This window comes from Pseudomonas sp. GW821-FHT02B10 (assembly GCF_059421865.1).
In genome coordinates this window covers 159,439-173,993 of sequence record NZ_JBWKVU010000014.1, presented here as the reverse complement: position 1 = coordinate 173,993, position 14,555 = coordinate 159,439, and the positions used below count along the sequence as shown (strand labels likewise).

At 66.9% G+C, this 14,555-nt stretch carries 14 protein-coding genes; 10 read left to right on the top strand and 4 right to left on the bottom strand.

Annotation, left to right across the window (positions count from 1 at the left end):
- Positions 1-17 precede the first annotated feature (17 nt).
- Positions 18-458 carry a hypothetical protein gene (locus AC07VU_RS25755; protein WP_053261561.1) on the top strand — a complete coding sequence of 147 codons (441 nt, stop codon included), beginning with the start codon at positions 18-20 and terminating at the stop codon, positions 456-458.
- A gap of 41 nt (positions 459-499) precedes the next feature.
- On the opposite strand, the gene ytfE is transcribed toward AC07VU_RS25755, so the two are convergent.
- Complete coding sequence (ytfE, locus tag AC07VU_RS25750; RefSeq protein WP_495030719.1) at positions 500-1,216, bottom strand: iron-sulfur cluster repair protein YtfE; 717 nt, start codon at positions 1,214-1,216, stop codon at positions 500-502.
- Positions 1,217-1,368: 152 nt separating this feature from the next.
- Here ytfE and norR point away from each other — a divergent pair, with 152 nt between their 5' ends.
- From norR to ubiT, 7 genes are all read left to right on the top strand, one after another.
- Positions 1,369-2,895 carry a nitric oxide reductase transcriptional regulator NorR gene (gene norR / locus AC07VU_RS25745; RefSeq protein WP_053261607.1) on the top strand — a complete coding sequence of 509 codons (1,527 nt, stop codon included), beginning with the start codon at positions 1,369-1,371 and terminating at the stop codon, positions 2,893-2,895.
- 222 nt (positions 2,896-3,117) lie between these two features.
- The gene (gene pdxH, locus AC07VU_RS25740; RefSeq protein ID WP_053261559.1) at positions 3,118-3,765 is read left to right on the top strand and encodes a pyridoxamine 5'-phosphate oxidase; all 648 of its coding nucleotides are present in this window, start codon (positions 3,118-3,120) and stop codon (positions 3,763-3,765) included.
- A 97-nt stretch (positions 3,766-3,862) separates the two neighbouring features.
- Entirely contained in the window at positions 3,863-4,429 is a 567-nt protein-coding gene (gene moaB / locus AC07VU_RS25735) for a molybdenum cofactor biosynthesis protein B (RefSeq protein WP_277589037.1), read from the top strand.
- Positions 4,426-5,661: a molybdopterin molybdotransferase MoeA gene (locus AC07VU_RS25730; RefSeq protein WP_495030718.1), complete on the top strand. Its 1,236-nt coding sequence runs from the start codon at positions 4,426-4,428 to the stop codon at positions 5,659-5,661. Before moaB ends, AC07VU_RS25730 begins: the two co-directional genes overlap by 4 nt.
- 110 nt (positions 5,662-5,771) lie before the next feature.
- Positions 5,772-6,767: a ubiquinone anaerobic biosynthesis protein UbiU gene (gene ubiU, locus AC07VU_RS25725; RefSeq protein WP_007927488.1), complete on the top strand. Its 996-nt coding sequence runs from the start codon at positions 5,772-5,774 to the stop codon at positions 6,765-6,767.
- A gap of 10 nt (positions 6,768-6,777) precedes the next feature.
- Complete coding sequence (locus tag AC07VU_RS25720) at positions 6,778-7,668, top strand: U32 family peptidase (protein WP_495030717.1); 891 nt, start codon at positions 6,778-6,780, stop codon at positions 7,666-7,668.
- Positions 7,662-8,144, top strand: coding sequence for a ubiquinone anaerobic biosynthesis accessory factor UbiT (gene ubiT, locus AC07VU_RS25715; protein WP_087092108.1), 483 nt, complete (start codon positions 7,662-7,664; stop codon positions 8,142-8,144). Before AC07VU_RS25720 ends, ubiT begins: the two co-directional genes overlap by 7 nt.
- Positions 8,145-8,304: 160 nt before the next feature.
- On the opposite strand, the gene AC07VU_RS25710 is transcribed toward ubiT, so the two are convergent.
- From AC07VU_RS25710 to AC07VU_RS25700, 3 genes are all read right to left on the bottom strand, one after another.
- Entirely contained in the window at positions 8,305-8,982 is a 678-nt protein-coding gene (locus AC07VU_RS25710; RefSeq protein ID WP_274303570.1) for a Crp/Fnr family transcriptional regulator, read from the bottom strand.
- 114 nt (positions 8,983-9,096) lie between these two features.
- Positions 9,097-9,744 (bottom strand): two-component system response regulator NarL, encoded by a 648-nt coding sequence (narL, locus tag AC07VU_RS25705; protein WP_007928738.1) that lies wholly within the window; start codon positions 9,742-9,744, stop codon positions 9,097-9,099.
- A complete protein-coding gene (locus AC07VU_RS25700) occupies positions 9,741-11,555 on the bottom strand; it encodes a HAMP domain-containing protein (protein WP_495030716.1) in 1,815 nt (604 codons plus the stop codon). The genes narL and AC07VU_RS25700 overlap by 4 nt, the downstream gene beginning before the upstream one ends.
- Positions 11,556-11,868: 313 nt before the next feature.
- Here AC07VU_RS25700 and AC07VU_RS25695 point away from each other — a divergent pair, with 313 nt between their 5' ends.
- Together AC07VU_RS25695 and AC07VU_RS25690 are read left to right on the top strand one after the other, a co-directional pair.
- A complete protein-coding gene (locus AC07VU_RS25695; protein ID WP_274303565.1) occupies positions 11,869-13,164 on the top strand; it encodes an MFS transporter in 1,296 nt (431 codons plus the stop codon).
- Positions 13,151-14,548: a NarK family nitrate/nitrite MFS transporter gene (locus tag AC07VU_RS25690; protein WP_101338267.1), complete on the top strand. Its 1,398-nt coding sequence runs from the start codon at positions 13,151-13,153 to the stop codon at positions 14,546-14,548. The genes AC07VU_RS25695 and AC07VU_RS25690 overlap by 14 nt, the downstream gene beginning before the upstream one ends.
- Positions 14,549-14,555 lie beyond the last annotated feature (7 nt).

Here is a 14,555-nt window from a genome sequence, read left to right as displayed (position 1 = left end):
GAGCAAGGAGAAGGGCAATGATTTATCCCTGGTTAGTGGTTATCCACCTGCTGGCGGCCATCGGTTTTATCGGCACGCTGTTCTTCGAGGTGTGCATCTGGCACACGGCGCGCCGGCAACTGGCGACGGACGCCCAGGTGGCGGCGGACCAGGCCATCGCGGTGCGTTCGCGCAAGGTCCTGCATGGCGTGGTGCTGCTGTTGTACGGCGCCGGTATCGGCCTGGCCTGGCAGCATCGCGGGGCCTTGAGCCAGCCCTTGAGCAGCAGTTTCGCCAGCCTGTTGAGCCTGAAGATCGTCCTGGCCCTGAGCATCATCGGCCATTACCTGCTGCTGGCGTACTGGTTGAAAACGTCGCGGCTGAGCGCCGGCCGCGCCTGCTGGATCCGCCGCAGCGTGCTGGGGCACATGCTGCTGATCGTGGTCCTGGCCAAGGCGATGTTCTATTGGCATGGCTGAATGAACGTGCCAGCCACCGGGCTGGCACGCAGGGGCGGGGGTCAAGCGTTCAGGGCGTTGGCGAACAGCACGTTGTTTTCCAGATGGATGTGCTGCATCAGGTCGTCGCGAAATTCGCTCAACCCGCGGTACAGCGCGCGCCAGGTGTTGCAGGCGTCGGCGGGCGGGGTGATGTGGTCGGTCAGCACCAGCAGTTTTTCCAGGGCCTCGCCATGTTGCTCGTGCTCCAGGCGCAGCACATGGATCGGCGGCGCCGCCCGGTGGCCCAGGCCCTGTTGCAGCATCGGGAACAGCACCTGTTCTTCCTTGAGCATGTGGCCTTCGAGTTCCTGCTGCATGTCCCGCAGGTGATCGGCCAGGCCGTTGGGGCAGGCGTCGCGGGCGCCATGCACTTGCTCCACACGGCAGGCCAGGCGGATCAGTTCCGGCAGCTGTTCGCGGTGGCGGGCGTGGTAGCGGGTGAGGATATGGGCGATCAGCGCCTCGCTCGGTTCATCGCACCAGTCGTGCCGCCGGGCGTCGCTGTCTTGCAACAGGTGCAGGGCCTCGGCGATCTGCACGGGGTCGAGGCCTTTGCCGAGGGCGGCGTCGCGCAGGGTTTTCTGCCCGCCGCAGCAGAAGTCCAGGTTGAACTCATGAAACACCCGGCTGGCGCCGGGGATGTCGCAGGCCAGTTGGCCGAGGCTTTGTTCCAGGAGGTTGGGCTGCGAAGCGTCTTGTCGGGCAAGACCGGGTCGTTCCAGCAGTGTCGGGTTCATCAGGTTTTCCTTGTTGTGGCAACGGTTCCCCTGGGCCGTTGCATCCGCCATGCCAGCTGTAACTTATTGAAAGTAATGGACTGATTTTTTGTCGTGGTGCGGATGACCCTGAAATCTCGGGGTCGGAACCACCAGAAAGGGTGATGACTACCATGTTGCGTGAAAGTCTGGCGGCCGACCTGATTGTCGAGTTGCCCAATGCCGTGCGGTTGCAGCGTCTGGTGCAGACCCTGCGTGAGTACTTCAAGGCCGGGGCCGTGGGCCTGCTGCGCTTGGACGACGACAGCCTGCGGCCGCTGGCCACCGTCGGCCTGGTGCATGAAGCCCTCGGGCGGCGCTTCGTGATCGCCCAGCACCCGCGCCTGGCGGCGATCATGGCGTCCCGCGAGCCCACCTGGTTCGAGCCCGACAGCCGCCTGCCGGACCCTTATGACGGGCTGCTCGACCACCCGGACAGCGGGCCGCTGGCGGTGCACGACTGCATGGGCGTGAGCCTGTATGTGGAAGGGCGGGTCTGGGGCGCCATCACCCTCGACGCGCTGCGGCCCGGGACCTTCGACCGCCGGGCGCGGGATGAGCTCAAGCGCTGCAGCCTGCAGATCGAGGCGGCGCTGCGGGTCACCCGCCTGGAACAGGAAAACCGCAGCCTGCGCCTGTCGCGCAGTGAGCCGCAGGATGCGCGTGGGCCGGTGGAGGAGGGCGAGATCCTCGGCCAGAGCGAAGTCCTGCATCAGTTGCTCAACGAGCTGGACGTGCTCGCCGATTCCGAGCTGCCGGTGTTGCTGCTGGGCGAGACCGGGGTTGGCAAGGAGCTGTTCGCCCGGCGCCTGCATCGCCTGTCGCGGCGTGCCCACAAGCCGCTGGTGCAGGTCAACTGCGCGGCACTGCCGGAATCCCTGGCCGAGAGCGAGCTGTTCGGTCACGTCAAGGGCGCCTTCTCCGGCGCCACCAGCGACCGCGCCGGGCGCTTCGACGCGGCCAACGGCGGCACGCTGTTTCTCGACGAGGTCGGCGAGCTGCCGTTGAGCGTGCAGGCCAAATTGCTGCGCACCCTGCAGAATGGCGAGATCCAGCGCCTGGGGGCGGACAAGCCGCTGCATGTGGATGTGCGCATCATCGCCGCGACTAACCGCCACCTGCCGGACAGCATTCGCGACGGGCTGTTTCGCGCCGACCTGTACCACCGGCTTTCGGTGTACCCGGTGCCGATCCCGCCGCTGCGCGAACGCGGTTCCGACGTGTTGCTGCTGGCCGGGCATTTCCTCGAACTCAACCGCAGCCGTCTCGGCCTGCGTGGCTTGCGCCTGTCGCCGGCGGCCGAACGGGCGCTGCTGGCATACCCCTGGCCGGGCAATGTGCGCGAGTTGGAACACGTGATCAGCCGCGCCGCGCTCAAACAGCTCAGCCGTGGCGGCAGTCGCAACCTGATTTTGACCCTGGAGCCGGAAGTCCTCGATCTCGACAGCACGCTGAAGGGCGCGGAGCCGCTCGAACAGTCGCCGCCGGCGGCCGACGACGGGCCCTTCCAGCCCCTGAGCGAAGCCGTCGACGAGTACCAGCGGCAGAAGATTCACCAGGCCCTGAGCCGCTGCCGCAACAACTGGGCGCGCGCCGCCCGGTTGCTGGAAGTCGACCCGAGCAACCTGCACAAACTGGCCCGGCGCCTGCGGCTTAAATAGCAGGCCGGACGACGCTCGATTGCTTGCGATGAACCCGCCTCTGCAGGCGCAGCCGGTCGCAGCCTCGCAGGCTCGGCAGCGGCTACGGAACATGGGTGTCTTGGAGGGGGGGCGGCGCAATTGCTACAGAAAATAGGGATCGGCAGCTGACGTTGATGGCGATCAAGGTCATGCCAGGCGGCTCCTCGCAGACTGCGGCAAACCCCAACGGAGATCACCCTCATGCCGCTTTCCCTGGCCCAGATGCGCCGTAACTATTGCCGTGATGGCCTGGCCGACGAGGCCGTGCCGGACGATCCGCTGCCGCTGTTCCGCCAGTGGCTGCAACAGGCCCGCGACACCGAGCAGGCGCCGGTGGAGGCCAACAGCATGTGCCTGGCCACGGTCGACGAACAGGGCCAGCCCCATTGCCGGGTGCTGTTGCTCAAGGGCCTGAGCGATGAAGGTTTCACCTTCTTCGGCCACTACCAGAGCGCCAAGGGCCTGGAGCTGGCGGCCAATCCCCGGGCCGCCATGACCTTCTTCTGGCCAGCCCTGGAGCGCCAGGTGCGCATCGAAGGATGGGTATCGCGTTTAGCACCGCGGCTGTCGGATGTGTATTTCGATTCGCGCTCCCTGGCCAGTCGCCTCGGTGCCTGGGCGTCGCCGCAAAGCCAGCCCTTGGCCAACCGGCTGCAACTGGAATCCCTGCTGGCCAGCACCACCAGCCGTTTCGACGGCCAGCCGCTGCCGCGCCCGGAACATTGGGGCGGCTACTGTCTGCGCCCGCAGCGCATGGAGTTCTGGCAAGGACGCAGCGACCGCCTGCATGACCGCCTCGACTACCGGCTGCACGAGGGCGTGTGGCGCCACGGCCGGCTGGCGCCCTGAGGGTCGTCGTCCCGTCGAGGTACCTCCTTGGAGGAATAGGTTCGTCGGCGGATTCGGTTCAGGCTGGGGCCAATCTCATTCACGGGAAGGCTTGGATATGGCCCATCTGGCGCAACGCACGTTTCAACCCCTGAACATCGCCGTGCTGACCATCAGCGATACGCGCACCCTGGAAACCGACACCTCGGGCCAGACTCTCTGCGACCTGTTGCAGAGCGCCGGCCATGTGCTGGTCGATCGCGGCCTGGTGCCGGACGACATCTACCAGATCCGCGCCAGCGTCTCGCGCTGGATCGCCGACCCCCAGGTGCAGGTGGTGCTGATGACCGGCGGCACTGGCTTCACCGCGCGGGACAACACGCCCCAGGCGGTGCTGCCGCTGCTGGACAAGCATGTGGAAGGTTTCGGCGAGCTGTTCCGCCAGGTGTCGGTGGAAGAAATCGGCATGTCCAGCCTGCAGTCGCGGGCCCTGGCCGGGGTCAGCAACGGCGTGCTGGTGGTGTGCGTGCCGGGCTCGCCGGGGGCCTGCCGCACCGCCTGGAACATGATCCTGCGCCCACAGCTGGACAGCCGCACCGGCCCGTGCAATTTCGCCCCCCACCTCAAGCCGCAGACCCATAAGGGGCCGTCACAGAACATCGAGGCCTGTGGGGCGCGGTCGTGACCGGCTGTGGCTGCGACAGCGGCCAACTGATCCCGGTGGACCAGGCCATCGCCCATCTGCTGGACCAGGCGCCGCCGCCACCGACGACCCAGATCATCGCCCTGGAGCAGGCCCTGGGCCGGGTGCTGGCGGCCGACATACATGCGCTGCTGGACCTGCCCGGCTGGGACAACAGCGCCATGGACGGCTACGCCTTGCGCGCCGCCGACCTGCCGCCCGCCGGTGGCCGCCTGACCCTGGGGGGGCGGATTGCTGCTGGGCAAGCGGGTGAGACTCCCTTGGCGGCGGGGCAGGCGGTGCGCATCTTCACCGGCGCGCCCTTGCCGCCGGGGGCCGATACGGTGGTGCCCCAGGAGAACTGCCGGGTCGAGGGCGGGCAAGTCTGGTTGCCGCCGGCGACTGTCGGCGCTCACGTGCGCCAGCAGGGCGAGGAGGTCGCCCGCGGCGATCTGTTGCTCAAGGCCGGCAAGCGCCTGCGCGCCCAGGAGCTGGGCTTGCTGGCGGCGGCCGGGATCGCCCGGGTCGAGGTCTATCGGCCGTTGCGCGTGTGCCTGCTGAGCAGTGGCGACGAGCTGCGCGAACCCGGCCAGCCCCTGGCGCCGGGGCAGATCTACAACAGCAATCGCTATTGCCTGTCGGCGTTGCTGCGCGGCTGGGGTGTGGAGGTACACGACTACGGGGTGATGGCCGACGAGCTGGCGGCCAGCCGCCACGCCTTGAGCCTGGCCTCGTCGGAGTGCGACCTGCTGCTGACCTCGGGCGGGGTGTCGGTCGGCGAGGAGGACCACCTCAAGCAGGCGATCGAGGAGCTGGGCCATGTGGATTTCTGGCGTCTGGCGATCCAGCCGGGCAAGCCCCTGGCCTTTGGCGCAGTGGCCGGCAAGCCGTGGCTCGGCCTGCCGGGCAACCCCTCGGCGGCGCTGGTGACCGCGCTGGTGGTGGTGCGCCCGTTCCTGCTGCGGGCCCAGGGTGTGACGGATGTATTGCCGCGGCCCATGGCGTTGCCGGCGGGCTTCGAGTGGTTGCAGCGCAACCGCCGGCGCCAGTACCTGCGCGCCCGCCTGGTGCCCGGCGACGATGCCCAGGTTCGTGTGCAACCGCACCCGCAGCAAAGCTCGGCGATGCTCGCCGCCGCCTGCTGGGCCGAGGGCCTGGCGCTGGTGGAAGGCGAGCGCTTGGTACGTCCGGGCGACCCGGTGCCGTTCCTGTCGTTCGCCGAACTGATGCAGTGACGGCAATTGATTGCGGTCAAGGCCGTGGCTGTCGGTCTGGCTAGACTGGCAGCGCATTTCCGATCGCTGCGCACGCGTCGCTCCGGCGCGTTCTTTGATGAGGAACCCCCATGCAACTGGTCTGCCCCGCAGGCAACTTGCCTGCGCTCAAAGCGGCGGTGCGCCAAGGCGCCGATGCCGTCTACGTCGGCTTTCGCGACGACACCAACGCCCGGCATTTCGCCGGCCTGAACATGGACGACAAGCAGTTCGACGCGGCGGTCGCGCACATTCGCCAGCACCAACGCAAACTCTATGTGGCAGTCAACACCTACCCCCAGCCCCAGGGCTGGGCGCGCTGGCAACGGGCGGTGGACCGCGCCGCCGAGCATGGGGTCGACGCGCTGATCGCCGCCGATCCGGGCGTCCTGGCCTATGCCAGCCAGCGCCATCCGCAATTGAACCTGCACCTCTCGGTACAGGGCTCGGCGACCAATGCCAGCGCCCTGGCGTTCTACGCCCGGCACTACAACATCCGCCGCGCCGTACTGCCGCGGGTGCTGTCCCTGGCCCAGGTGCGCCAGGTGGCGGCCAGCAGTACGGTGCCGATCGAAGTATTCGCCTTTGGCAGCCTGTGCATCATGGCCGAAGGGCGTTGCCACCTGTCTTCCTACATCACCGGCGAGTCGCCGAACCTGTGCGGCGTCTGCTCGCCGGCCAAGGCGGTGCGCTGGAGCGAGGACGCCGAAGGCTTGAGCGCGCGCCTCAGCGAAGTGCTGATCGACCGCTATCAAGCCGACGAGCCAGCCGGCTACCCGACCCTGTGCAAGGGGCGCTTCCTGGTGGAGGGCAAGCGCTTCCATGCCCTGGAGGAACCCACCAGCCTCGACACCCTGGACCTGCTGCCGGAGCTGGCGGCGATCGGCGTCGAGGCGGTGAAGATCGAAGGCCGCCAGCGCAGCCCGGCCTATGTCGAGCAGGTCACCCGGGTCTGGCGTGCGGCGCTGGATGCCCATCGCGCCGCGCCCGCCAGTTTCACGGTCAAGGATCAGTGGCGCCAGGTGCTGGCCGGCCTGTCCGAGGGCAGCCAGACCACCCTGGGTGCCTACCATCGATCATGGCAATGAGGAATTCGCGATGAAGCTCAGCCTGGGCCCCGTCCTGTTCTACTGGGACAAGGAACAATTGGGGCGTTTTTATGCCGAGATGTCGGCCTTGCCCCTGGATGTGATTTACCTGGGGGAAACCGTGTGTTCGAAACGCCGGGTGCTGTCCCTGGACCAGTGGCTGGGCCTGGGGCGCGAATTGCAGGGCTGCACGTCGGCGCAGATCGTGCTCTCCAGCCTGACCCTGATCGAAGCCGCCTCGGAGCTGTCGAGCCTGCGGCGCCTGTGCGACAACGGCGAGCTGCTGGTGGAGGCCAACGACATGGGCGCGGTGCAGTTCCTCGCCGAGCGCAAATTGCCCTTCGTCGGTGGCCCGGCGCTGAACCTGTACAACGGCCACGCCCTGGCCCAGTTGCAGGGCTGCGGGATGATCCGCTGGGTGCCGCCGGTGGAGTGTTCGGCGGCGCTGATCCGCGCGGTGCTGGAGCAGGTGCGCGAGCTGGGCCAGGCGCTGCCCGAGGTCGAAGTCTTCGCCTATGGGCATCTGCCGTTAGCCTATTCCGCGCGCTGCTTCACCGCCCGGGCCCAGGACCGGCCCAAGGACGACTGCCAGTTCTGCTGCATCCAGTACCCCGACGGCCTGGCGCTGAGCAGCCAGGAAGGCCAGGCGCTGTTCACCCTCAACGGCATCCAGACCCTGTCGGCGGAGGTCACCAATCTGCTGGCGGACTATGCCGGGCTGGTGGCCTGCGGCGCCGACCTGCTGCGCCTGAGCCCGCGGGCCCAGGGCATGGGCGAGGTGATCGAGGCCTACCAGCGGGTGCGCCAGGGCGCGACGCCGCCGCTGTTCGTCGAGGGCTGCAACGGTTACTGGCATGGCCAGGCCGGGATGTTGCGCGTCGAGGAGGTGGGCCTGTGCTGAGTGGCAAATCCAAACGCAAGGACTGGCTGCTGCGCAGCGCCGACCGGCTGCTGCCATTGCTGCGGCGGGTGCCGTTCGGCGTGCAGCGCCTGGCCTTGCAGCAGGGGCTCAACCGCTGTTTGGCCGAGCCGCTGCGCGCCGGCGAATTCGACCTGTTGCGCCGGCGCTGGCTGTGCCTGCGGATTCCCGACCTGGGCCTGGCCTGGTACCTGACCCGCGACCGCGACGGCCTGCGCATTGCCGAACGCGCCCGGGCCGACGTGACCATCAGCGGCAACTGGCGCGAGTTCCTGCTGCTGGCCAGCCGCCAGGAAGACCCAGACACCTTGTTCTTCCGCCGGCGCCTGGTGATCGAGGGCGATACCGAGCTGGGCCTGACCCTGAAAAACCTGATCGACAGCCTCGACCCGGACGTGTTGCCGGTCTGGCTGTGGCGCAATCTGGAACGGGCGGGCAAGGGGCTGGCCGCAGGCTGAAGACTGAAGACGTCGGCTTGTCAGTGCCAGGATGCACCGCCGGCAGGTCAGCTTCTGTAGGAGCCAGCTTGCTGGCGATTCTGGCGCCGCAGTATGCCTGGGACGCCGCCATCGCGAGCAAGCTCGCTCCTACAGGGAATAGGGGCCGGCCCGCTGCCGCTTAGCCCTGGTAGGCGGCCAGTTCCTCGGCGCCGGGGATCTGGATAGTGCGCCGCTCCATGGCGATCAGGCCGCTTTCGACCAACCGATGGAGGATGCGCGAGAAGGTCTCCGGCTGGATCCCCAGCTTGGAGGCCACCAGGCGCTTGGACACTTGCAGCACCACCTCGCCGCTGTGCGGGTCGCGCTCCTGCAACAGGAAATTCACCACCCGCCGGCTGGCGCTGCCCAGGGTCAGGGTGTCGATGTCCTTGAGGCGCTGGTGCAGGTGCACGCTCATGCTCGCCAGGATCGCCAGGCACACCTGCGGCTGGTCCTCCAGGGCGTGGCGGTAATGGTTGCCGTCGATGCTGACCAGCACGCTGTCTTTCAGCGCAGTGGCATTCACCGGGTAGAAGCGCGCCTGGCTGAACAGCAGGGCCTCGGCGAAGGTCTGCCCGGGCTGGATGATTTCCACCAGGTTCTCCTGGCCTTCGCCGGTGATGCGGTACAGCTTGACCTGGCCGCTGACCAGCAGGAAAAAGCGCTTGGCCGGGTCGCCCTGGTGCATCAGGGTGTTGTGACTGGGCAGGCGCCTGAGCATGGCCTGGGCACAGACCTCCTCGAAGACCTTGTCCGGCAACTGGCTGAACAGATGATGGCGACGCAACAACAGCACGATGGAAGGGTGGGTCAGCATGGGTACCTCCGCTGCCGGCCATGGTAGAGCGCGCGGCTGCCAGGGCCTATGCCTCCGCCGGCGTACCTCCAAAGGGGCAGGGGGGCCAAAGGGGCAGGAGTGGCTAAGCGCGGCTCAGCCGGCGTTGCGCAGGTGTTCCATGGCCCACACGGCGGCCTCGACCCGCGAGCGCAGGCCGAGCTTGTGCAGCAGGTTCTTCACATGGACCTTGACCGTGCCTTCGGTGATGCCCAGCTTGTGGCCGATGACCTTGTTGCTGTAGCCGCTGGCGATGGTGCGCAGCACCTGGCGCTCGCGCTCGGTCAGCTCGACCTCCGGCTGGCGCGGCGGCGAACGCAGGGCCTGGGCCATGACCCGGGTCAGCCCCGGGCTGATCACCAGGGCGCCGCTCAGGGCATCGCGCAGGTACTGGATCAGCAACTCGGGCTCCATGTCCTTGAGCAGGTAGCCGTCGGCGTCCAGGCGCAGGGCGTCGCGAATGTCGTCCTCGGCGTCGGACACGGTGAACAGCAGCACCTTGCCGCGGTAGTCCATGGCCCGCAGGCGGCGCAGGGTCTCGATGCCGTTGAGTTGCGGCATGTTGTTGTCGAGCAGCACCAGGTCGGGCTGCAAGGGTTCGATCAGGCCCAGGGCTTCTTCGCCGTGGCTGGCTTCGCCGACGATCTGCAGGTCGTCTTCCAGTTCGAGCATCTGGCGGATGCCGCGACGCATCATCGGATGGTCGTCGACCAGCAGGATCCGGTAGGTGGGGGATGGGTTCATGCGGCGCTACCTTGTGTGGGGACGGCGAGAAACTCCGGACGGAATTCCATCTGCACCAGGGTGCCCTGGGGCGTCCTGGAAGAAATCTGCAACTGGCCATGCAGGCTGCGGGCCCGCTCATCCATGATGTTCAGGCCGTGGTGTTCGCGCTGGTTGCCACTGTTGTCGTGGTCGCCGCTGAAACCGCGGCCATCGTCCTCGATCGACAGGCGCAGGGTTTCGCCATGCTGGCGCAGTTGCAGCCAGACATTCTCCGCGTGGGCGTGGCGCAGACAGTTGGAGAGCGCCTCGCGGGTGATCTGCAGCAGGTGGATCTGCTCGCTGGCCGACAGCTCGAAAGCCAGGCTGTCGAGCTGCACATGCACCTGGAAATCGCCGCGGCGCGAGAACTCCTCGGTGGTCGCCTCAAGCTCGCGCACCAGCCCGGCGTCGTGGATCTGCAAACGAAAGGTGGTCAACAGTTCGCGCAGCTGGCGGTAGGCATTGTTCACCCCCTCGCGCAGTTCGGCGGTGACGTTCTCCAGGGTGCTCAGCGGTTCGCCACGGCGCATCAGGGTCTGCATGCGGCTGACCTGCAGCTTCATGTAGGACAGGGCCTGGGCCAGGGAGTCGTGCAGCTCGCGGGCGATGATCGCGCGCTCTTCGAACAGCAGCAGGCGATGGTCCTGTTCGCGCTGGCGCTTGAGCGACAGCGAGGTGCCGATCAGGTTGGCCAGGGCCTGGATCAGTTCGGTTTCCCAGGCTTGCGGGGCATGGCCGTCGACGAAGTGCGCCTTGAGCTCGCCCAGTTCGCTGCCCTGGTTGCTGATGCTGAAACGCTGCCGGGCGATCGGCTGGTGCCGCTGGCAGTTGGCGCAATCGCTGACCGCGCAGACCTCCCGGCTGTCGGCGCCATGCAGGGCGATCAGCTGCTGCGCCGGGGCCTGCAACTGGCCTTGCAGGCACAGCGACAGGCGCAACCCCGGCAGGCGTTGCTGGAAGCGCCGGATCAGTTCGTCCAGGCCTTCGGCGTTGGCCAGCCGCGTGGCCAGGCTGCGGCTGCTCTGGTACAGCAGCTCGAGGGCGGCGTTGGCCTGTTGCAGGTTGTGGGTCTTTTGCCGCACCAGGGTTTCCAGGGTGCGGTGGGATTGCTCGATGGTCTCGGCCATGGCGTTGAAGCTGGTGGCCAACTGGCCCAGCTCGTCCCGGGACTGGTGGTTGACCCGCACCTGGAAGTCGCCACGGCGAAAGCGCTGGGTGGCTTCCACCAGTTCCTGCAAGGGCGTGACCACGCCGTATTGCAGTTCGTACAGGCCCAGCAGCAGGACGAACAGGGTGGTGAACAGCGCCGCGCCCTGGATCAACTGTTGCCAGGTTTGCTTATGTTCGCTCTGGCGTTGCAGCAGGCTGACGAACTGGTTCAGCTGCTCGACGAAGGGCAGGGCCAGGGCCTGGAACGCGGCGGCATCGCGTTGTTCCAGGGCTGGCTGCAACTCAGCGTTCCAGCGTTGCTGGATCTGCCGGTAGCTGTCCACCAGCTCGGGGTCGGCGCCGTCTTCCAGCACCGCCCTGAGCGACTGGCTGTCGAGGCGCTGTTGCAGGCTCTGGCGGATCTGCCCGATCTCTTCGGCGCTGGCGCCCGCGGCCAGCTTCCAGCTCAGGTGGTAGGTCTCCATGCGCACCGAGCCCGCGGTATTGATGGCCGCCGCGTCGCCCTGGCTGAACCAGGCGATCAGCCCGGCGCTCAGGGAACTGGCCAGCGCCAGCACGGCGATCAGGATCACCGCCAGGCCGGCGCGGGCGGGCAGGGAACTGCGCAGCCAGCGGATCAAGGGCGCGGGCCGGATGTGAACGGGGGAAGGGTGGACATAGCAGGCTCCAGGGGCGGCTGGCGATGGTTTTGCAGCCGGTCCCTGGCGCTCTACCTCTAAAGAGTTGTTGTTCATCGGATCCGTGCAACCGCCTCGTGGAGCCAAGGCAAGAGCCTGATAAACAAAGGGTTCAGAGGTTTTTCGGCACTACCTCGTTGGAGGTAGGCGGCGCAAGCATAGGCCCATGAGGCCCCGGGCTTCCTTGACCCGGGTCAAGTTTTTACCGGGTTCGCCTCTCTAGTCTGCGGCCATGAATGACTGACTGGAGAGCGAGATGACCCAACCGCGTGTACGACAAGGCCTGGTGCTGGGCATGAGTACGCTGGCCTTCACCGTGTGCTTCATGGTCTGGATGATGTTCGCGGTGCTCGGTGTGCCGATCAAGGCACTGCTTGCGCTCAACGAAACCCAGTTCGGCCTGCTGGCCGCCACTCCGGTACTCACCGGTTCGCTGGCACGCCTGCCGCTGGGCCTGCTGACCGATCGCTTTGGCGGGCGCAGCGTGTTCTTCCTGCTGATGCTGTGCTGCGTGTTGCCGCTGTACCTGATCAGCCACGCCACGGCCTACTGGCAGTTCCTGGTCCTGGGCCTGTTCGTCGGCCTGGCCGGCGGTTCGTTTTCGGTGGGCATTGCCTACGTCGCCAAGTGGTTCGACCAGGACAACCAGGGCTTCGCCATGGGCATCTTCGGCGCCGGTAACGCCGGTGCCGCGCTGACCAAGTTTCTCGCCCCGGCGCTGATCGCCGCCGGCAGCTGGCAGCTGGTGCCGAAAGCCTTCAGCGCCATCCTGTTCATCACCGCGCTGCTGTTCTGGTTTCTCAGCGCCGACAACAAGGCCCATCGCAGCGCCTCTGGCGCCACCCTGCGCGAGCAGTTGGGTGCCCTGAAGGACCCGGCGGTGTGGCGCTACTGCCAGTACTACTCGATCGTCTTCGGCGGCTATGTGGCCCTGGCGCTGTGGATGACCCAGTACTACGTGCAGGAATACGGCTTCAGCCTGCAGAGCGCGGCGCTGCTGGCCGCCTGTTTCTCGCTGCCGGGTGGGGTGCTGCGCGCCGTCGGCGGCTGGATGTCGGACCGCTGGGGCGCCCAGAGCGTGACCTGGTGGGTGCTCTGGGTCAGCTGGATCTGCCTGTTCCTGCTGTCCTACCCGCAGACCCAGCTGCAAGTGCGCACCGTCGACGGCGCCCTGGATTTCCACCTCGGCCTGAATCCTGCGCTGTTCACCGTGCTGCTGTTCGTCATGGGCATCGCCTTCGCCTTCGGCAAGGCCTCGGTGTTCAAGTACATCGCCAACGACTACCCGCAGAACATGGGCGCGGTGTCCGGCATCGTCGGCTTGGCCGGCGGCCTGGGCGGCTTCGTCCTGCCCATCCTGTTCGGCGCCCTGGTGGACCTCACCGGCGTGCGCTCTTCCTGCTTCATGTTGATGTACGGCGTGGTCTGGGTGTCGCTCACCTGGATGTACTTCAGCGAAATCCGCAAGCGCCCGCTGCTGGGCAAACAGCCGCCGGCCACCTCGTCCCCGTTTTCCAGCATTGCCCAAGGAGAAGAACATGTCGGTTCTTGATAAGCCCGATTCAGGCCCGTTGATTCATGACTGGCGCCCGGAAGACCCCGCTTTCTGGGGGCGCAGCGGCAAGCAGACGGCGACCCGCAACCTGTGGATCTCGATTCCCGCGCTGCTCTTGGCCTTCGCCGTGTGGATGGTCTGGAGCACGGTGATCGTGCGCCTGAACGCCATCGGCTTCAGCTTCAGCACCGACCAGCTGTTCTGGCTGGCGGCGTTGCCGGGGCTGTCCGGCGCCACCTTGCGGGTGTTCTATTCGTTCATGGTGCCGATCTTCGGCGGCCGCCGCTGGACCGCCCTGAGCACCGCCTCGCTGCTGCTGCCGTCGCTGTGGATGGGCTTTGCCGTACAGGACCCGAACACCCCCTACAGCGTGTTCGTGCTGATCGCGCTGCTCTGCGGTTTCGGTGGCGGCAACTTTGCCTCGAGCATGTCCAACATCAGCTTCTTCTACCCCAAGTCGCAGCAGGGCACGGCCCTGGGCCTGAATGCCGGGCTGGGCAACCTCGGGGTGTCGGTGATGCAGTTCTGCGTGCCGCTGGTGATCACCTTCGGCCTGTTCGGCTGGCTTGGCGGGCAACCCCAGGTGCTGGCCGACGGCAGCCAGCTGTGGCTGCAGAACGCCGGGTTTGTCTGGGTGCCGTTCATTATCGCGGTGACCCTGCTGGCCTGGTTCGGGATGAACGACCTGTCCAGCGCCAAGGCTTCGTTCAGCGAGCAGGCAGTGATCTTCAAGCGCAAGCACAACTGGCTGATGTGCTGGCTGTACCTGGCGACCTTCGGCTCGTTCATCGGCTTCTCGGCGGCTTTTCCAATGCTGATCAAGACCGCGTTCCCGGACGTGGTGGCGCTGAAGTTCGCCTTCCTCGGCCCGCTGGTGGGCGCCCTGGTGCGGCCGCTGGGCGGCTGGCTGGCGGACAAGCTGGGCGGTGCCCGGGTGACCTTGTGGAACTTCGTGGCGATGATCGTGATGGTCTTCGGGGTCTTGCACTTTCTTCCGCATAACGGCGCCGGCGGCAACTTCTACGGCTTCCTCGGCCTGTTCATGCTGCTGTTCATCACCACCGGCATCGGCAACGGCTCCACCTTCCGCATGATCCCGGTGATCTTCCGCACCCTGCATGAAAAAGCCGCCGCCGGGCAAAGCGCCGCGGTGCGCGAGCAGGCGCAAAAGAACGCCGGCAAGGAGTCGGCCGCGGTGCTCGGTTTCAGCTCGGCCATGGGCGCCTTCGGCGCGTTCTTCATCCCCAAATCCTTCGGCACTTCCATGGCCCAGACCGGCGGCCCGGAGATGGCCTTCTACATGTTCGTCGGCTTTTACCTGAGCTGCATCGTGGTGACCTGGTGGTGGTACGCGCGCAAAGGCGCGGCGACTCCCTGCTGACACGACC

Coding starts and splice junctions, on each gene's coding strand:
- norR (WP_053261607.1), top strand. CDS start 1,369: ATGTTGCGTGAAAGTCTGGCGGCCGACCTGATTGTCGAGTTGCCCAAT.
- ytfE (WP_495030719.1), bottom strand. CDS start 1,216: ATGAACCCGACACTGCTGGAACGACCCGGTCTTGCCCGACAAGACGCT.
- pdxH (WP_053261559.1), top strand. CDS start 3,118: ATGCCGCTTTCCCTGGCCCAGATGCGCCGTAACTATTGCCGTGATGGC.
- AC07VU_RS25710 (WP_274303570.1), bottom strand. CDS start 8,982: ATGCTGACCCACCCTTCCATCGTGCTGTTGTTGCGTCGCCATCATCTG.
- AC07VU_RS25755 (WP_053261561.1), top strand. CDS start 18: ATGATTTATCCCTGGTTAGTGGTTATCCACCTGCTGGCGGCCATCGGT.
- moaB (WP_277589037.1), top strand. CDS start 3,863: ATGGCCCATCTGGCGCAACGCACGTTTCAACCCCTGAACATCGCCGTG.
- AC07VU_RS25695 (WP_274303565.1), top strand. CDS start 11,869: ATGACCCAACCGCGTGTACGACAAGGCCTGGTGCTGGGCATGAGTACG.
- AC07VU_RS25720 (WP_495030717.1), top strand. CDS start 6,778: ATGAAGCTCAGCCTGGGCCCCGTCCTGTTCTACTGGGACAAGGAACAA.
- narL (WP_007928738.1), bottom strand. CDS start 9,744: ATGAACCCATCCCCCACCTACCGGATCCTGCTGGTCGACGACCATCCG.
- AC07VU_RS25690 (WP_101338267.1), top strand. CDS start 13,151: ATGTCGGTTCTTGATAAGCCCGATTCAGGCCCGTTGATTCATGACTGG.
- ubiU (WP_007927488.1), top strand. CDS start 5,772: ATGCAACTGGTCTGCCCCGCAGGCAACTTGCCTGCGCTCAAAGCGGCG.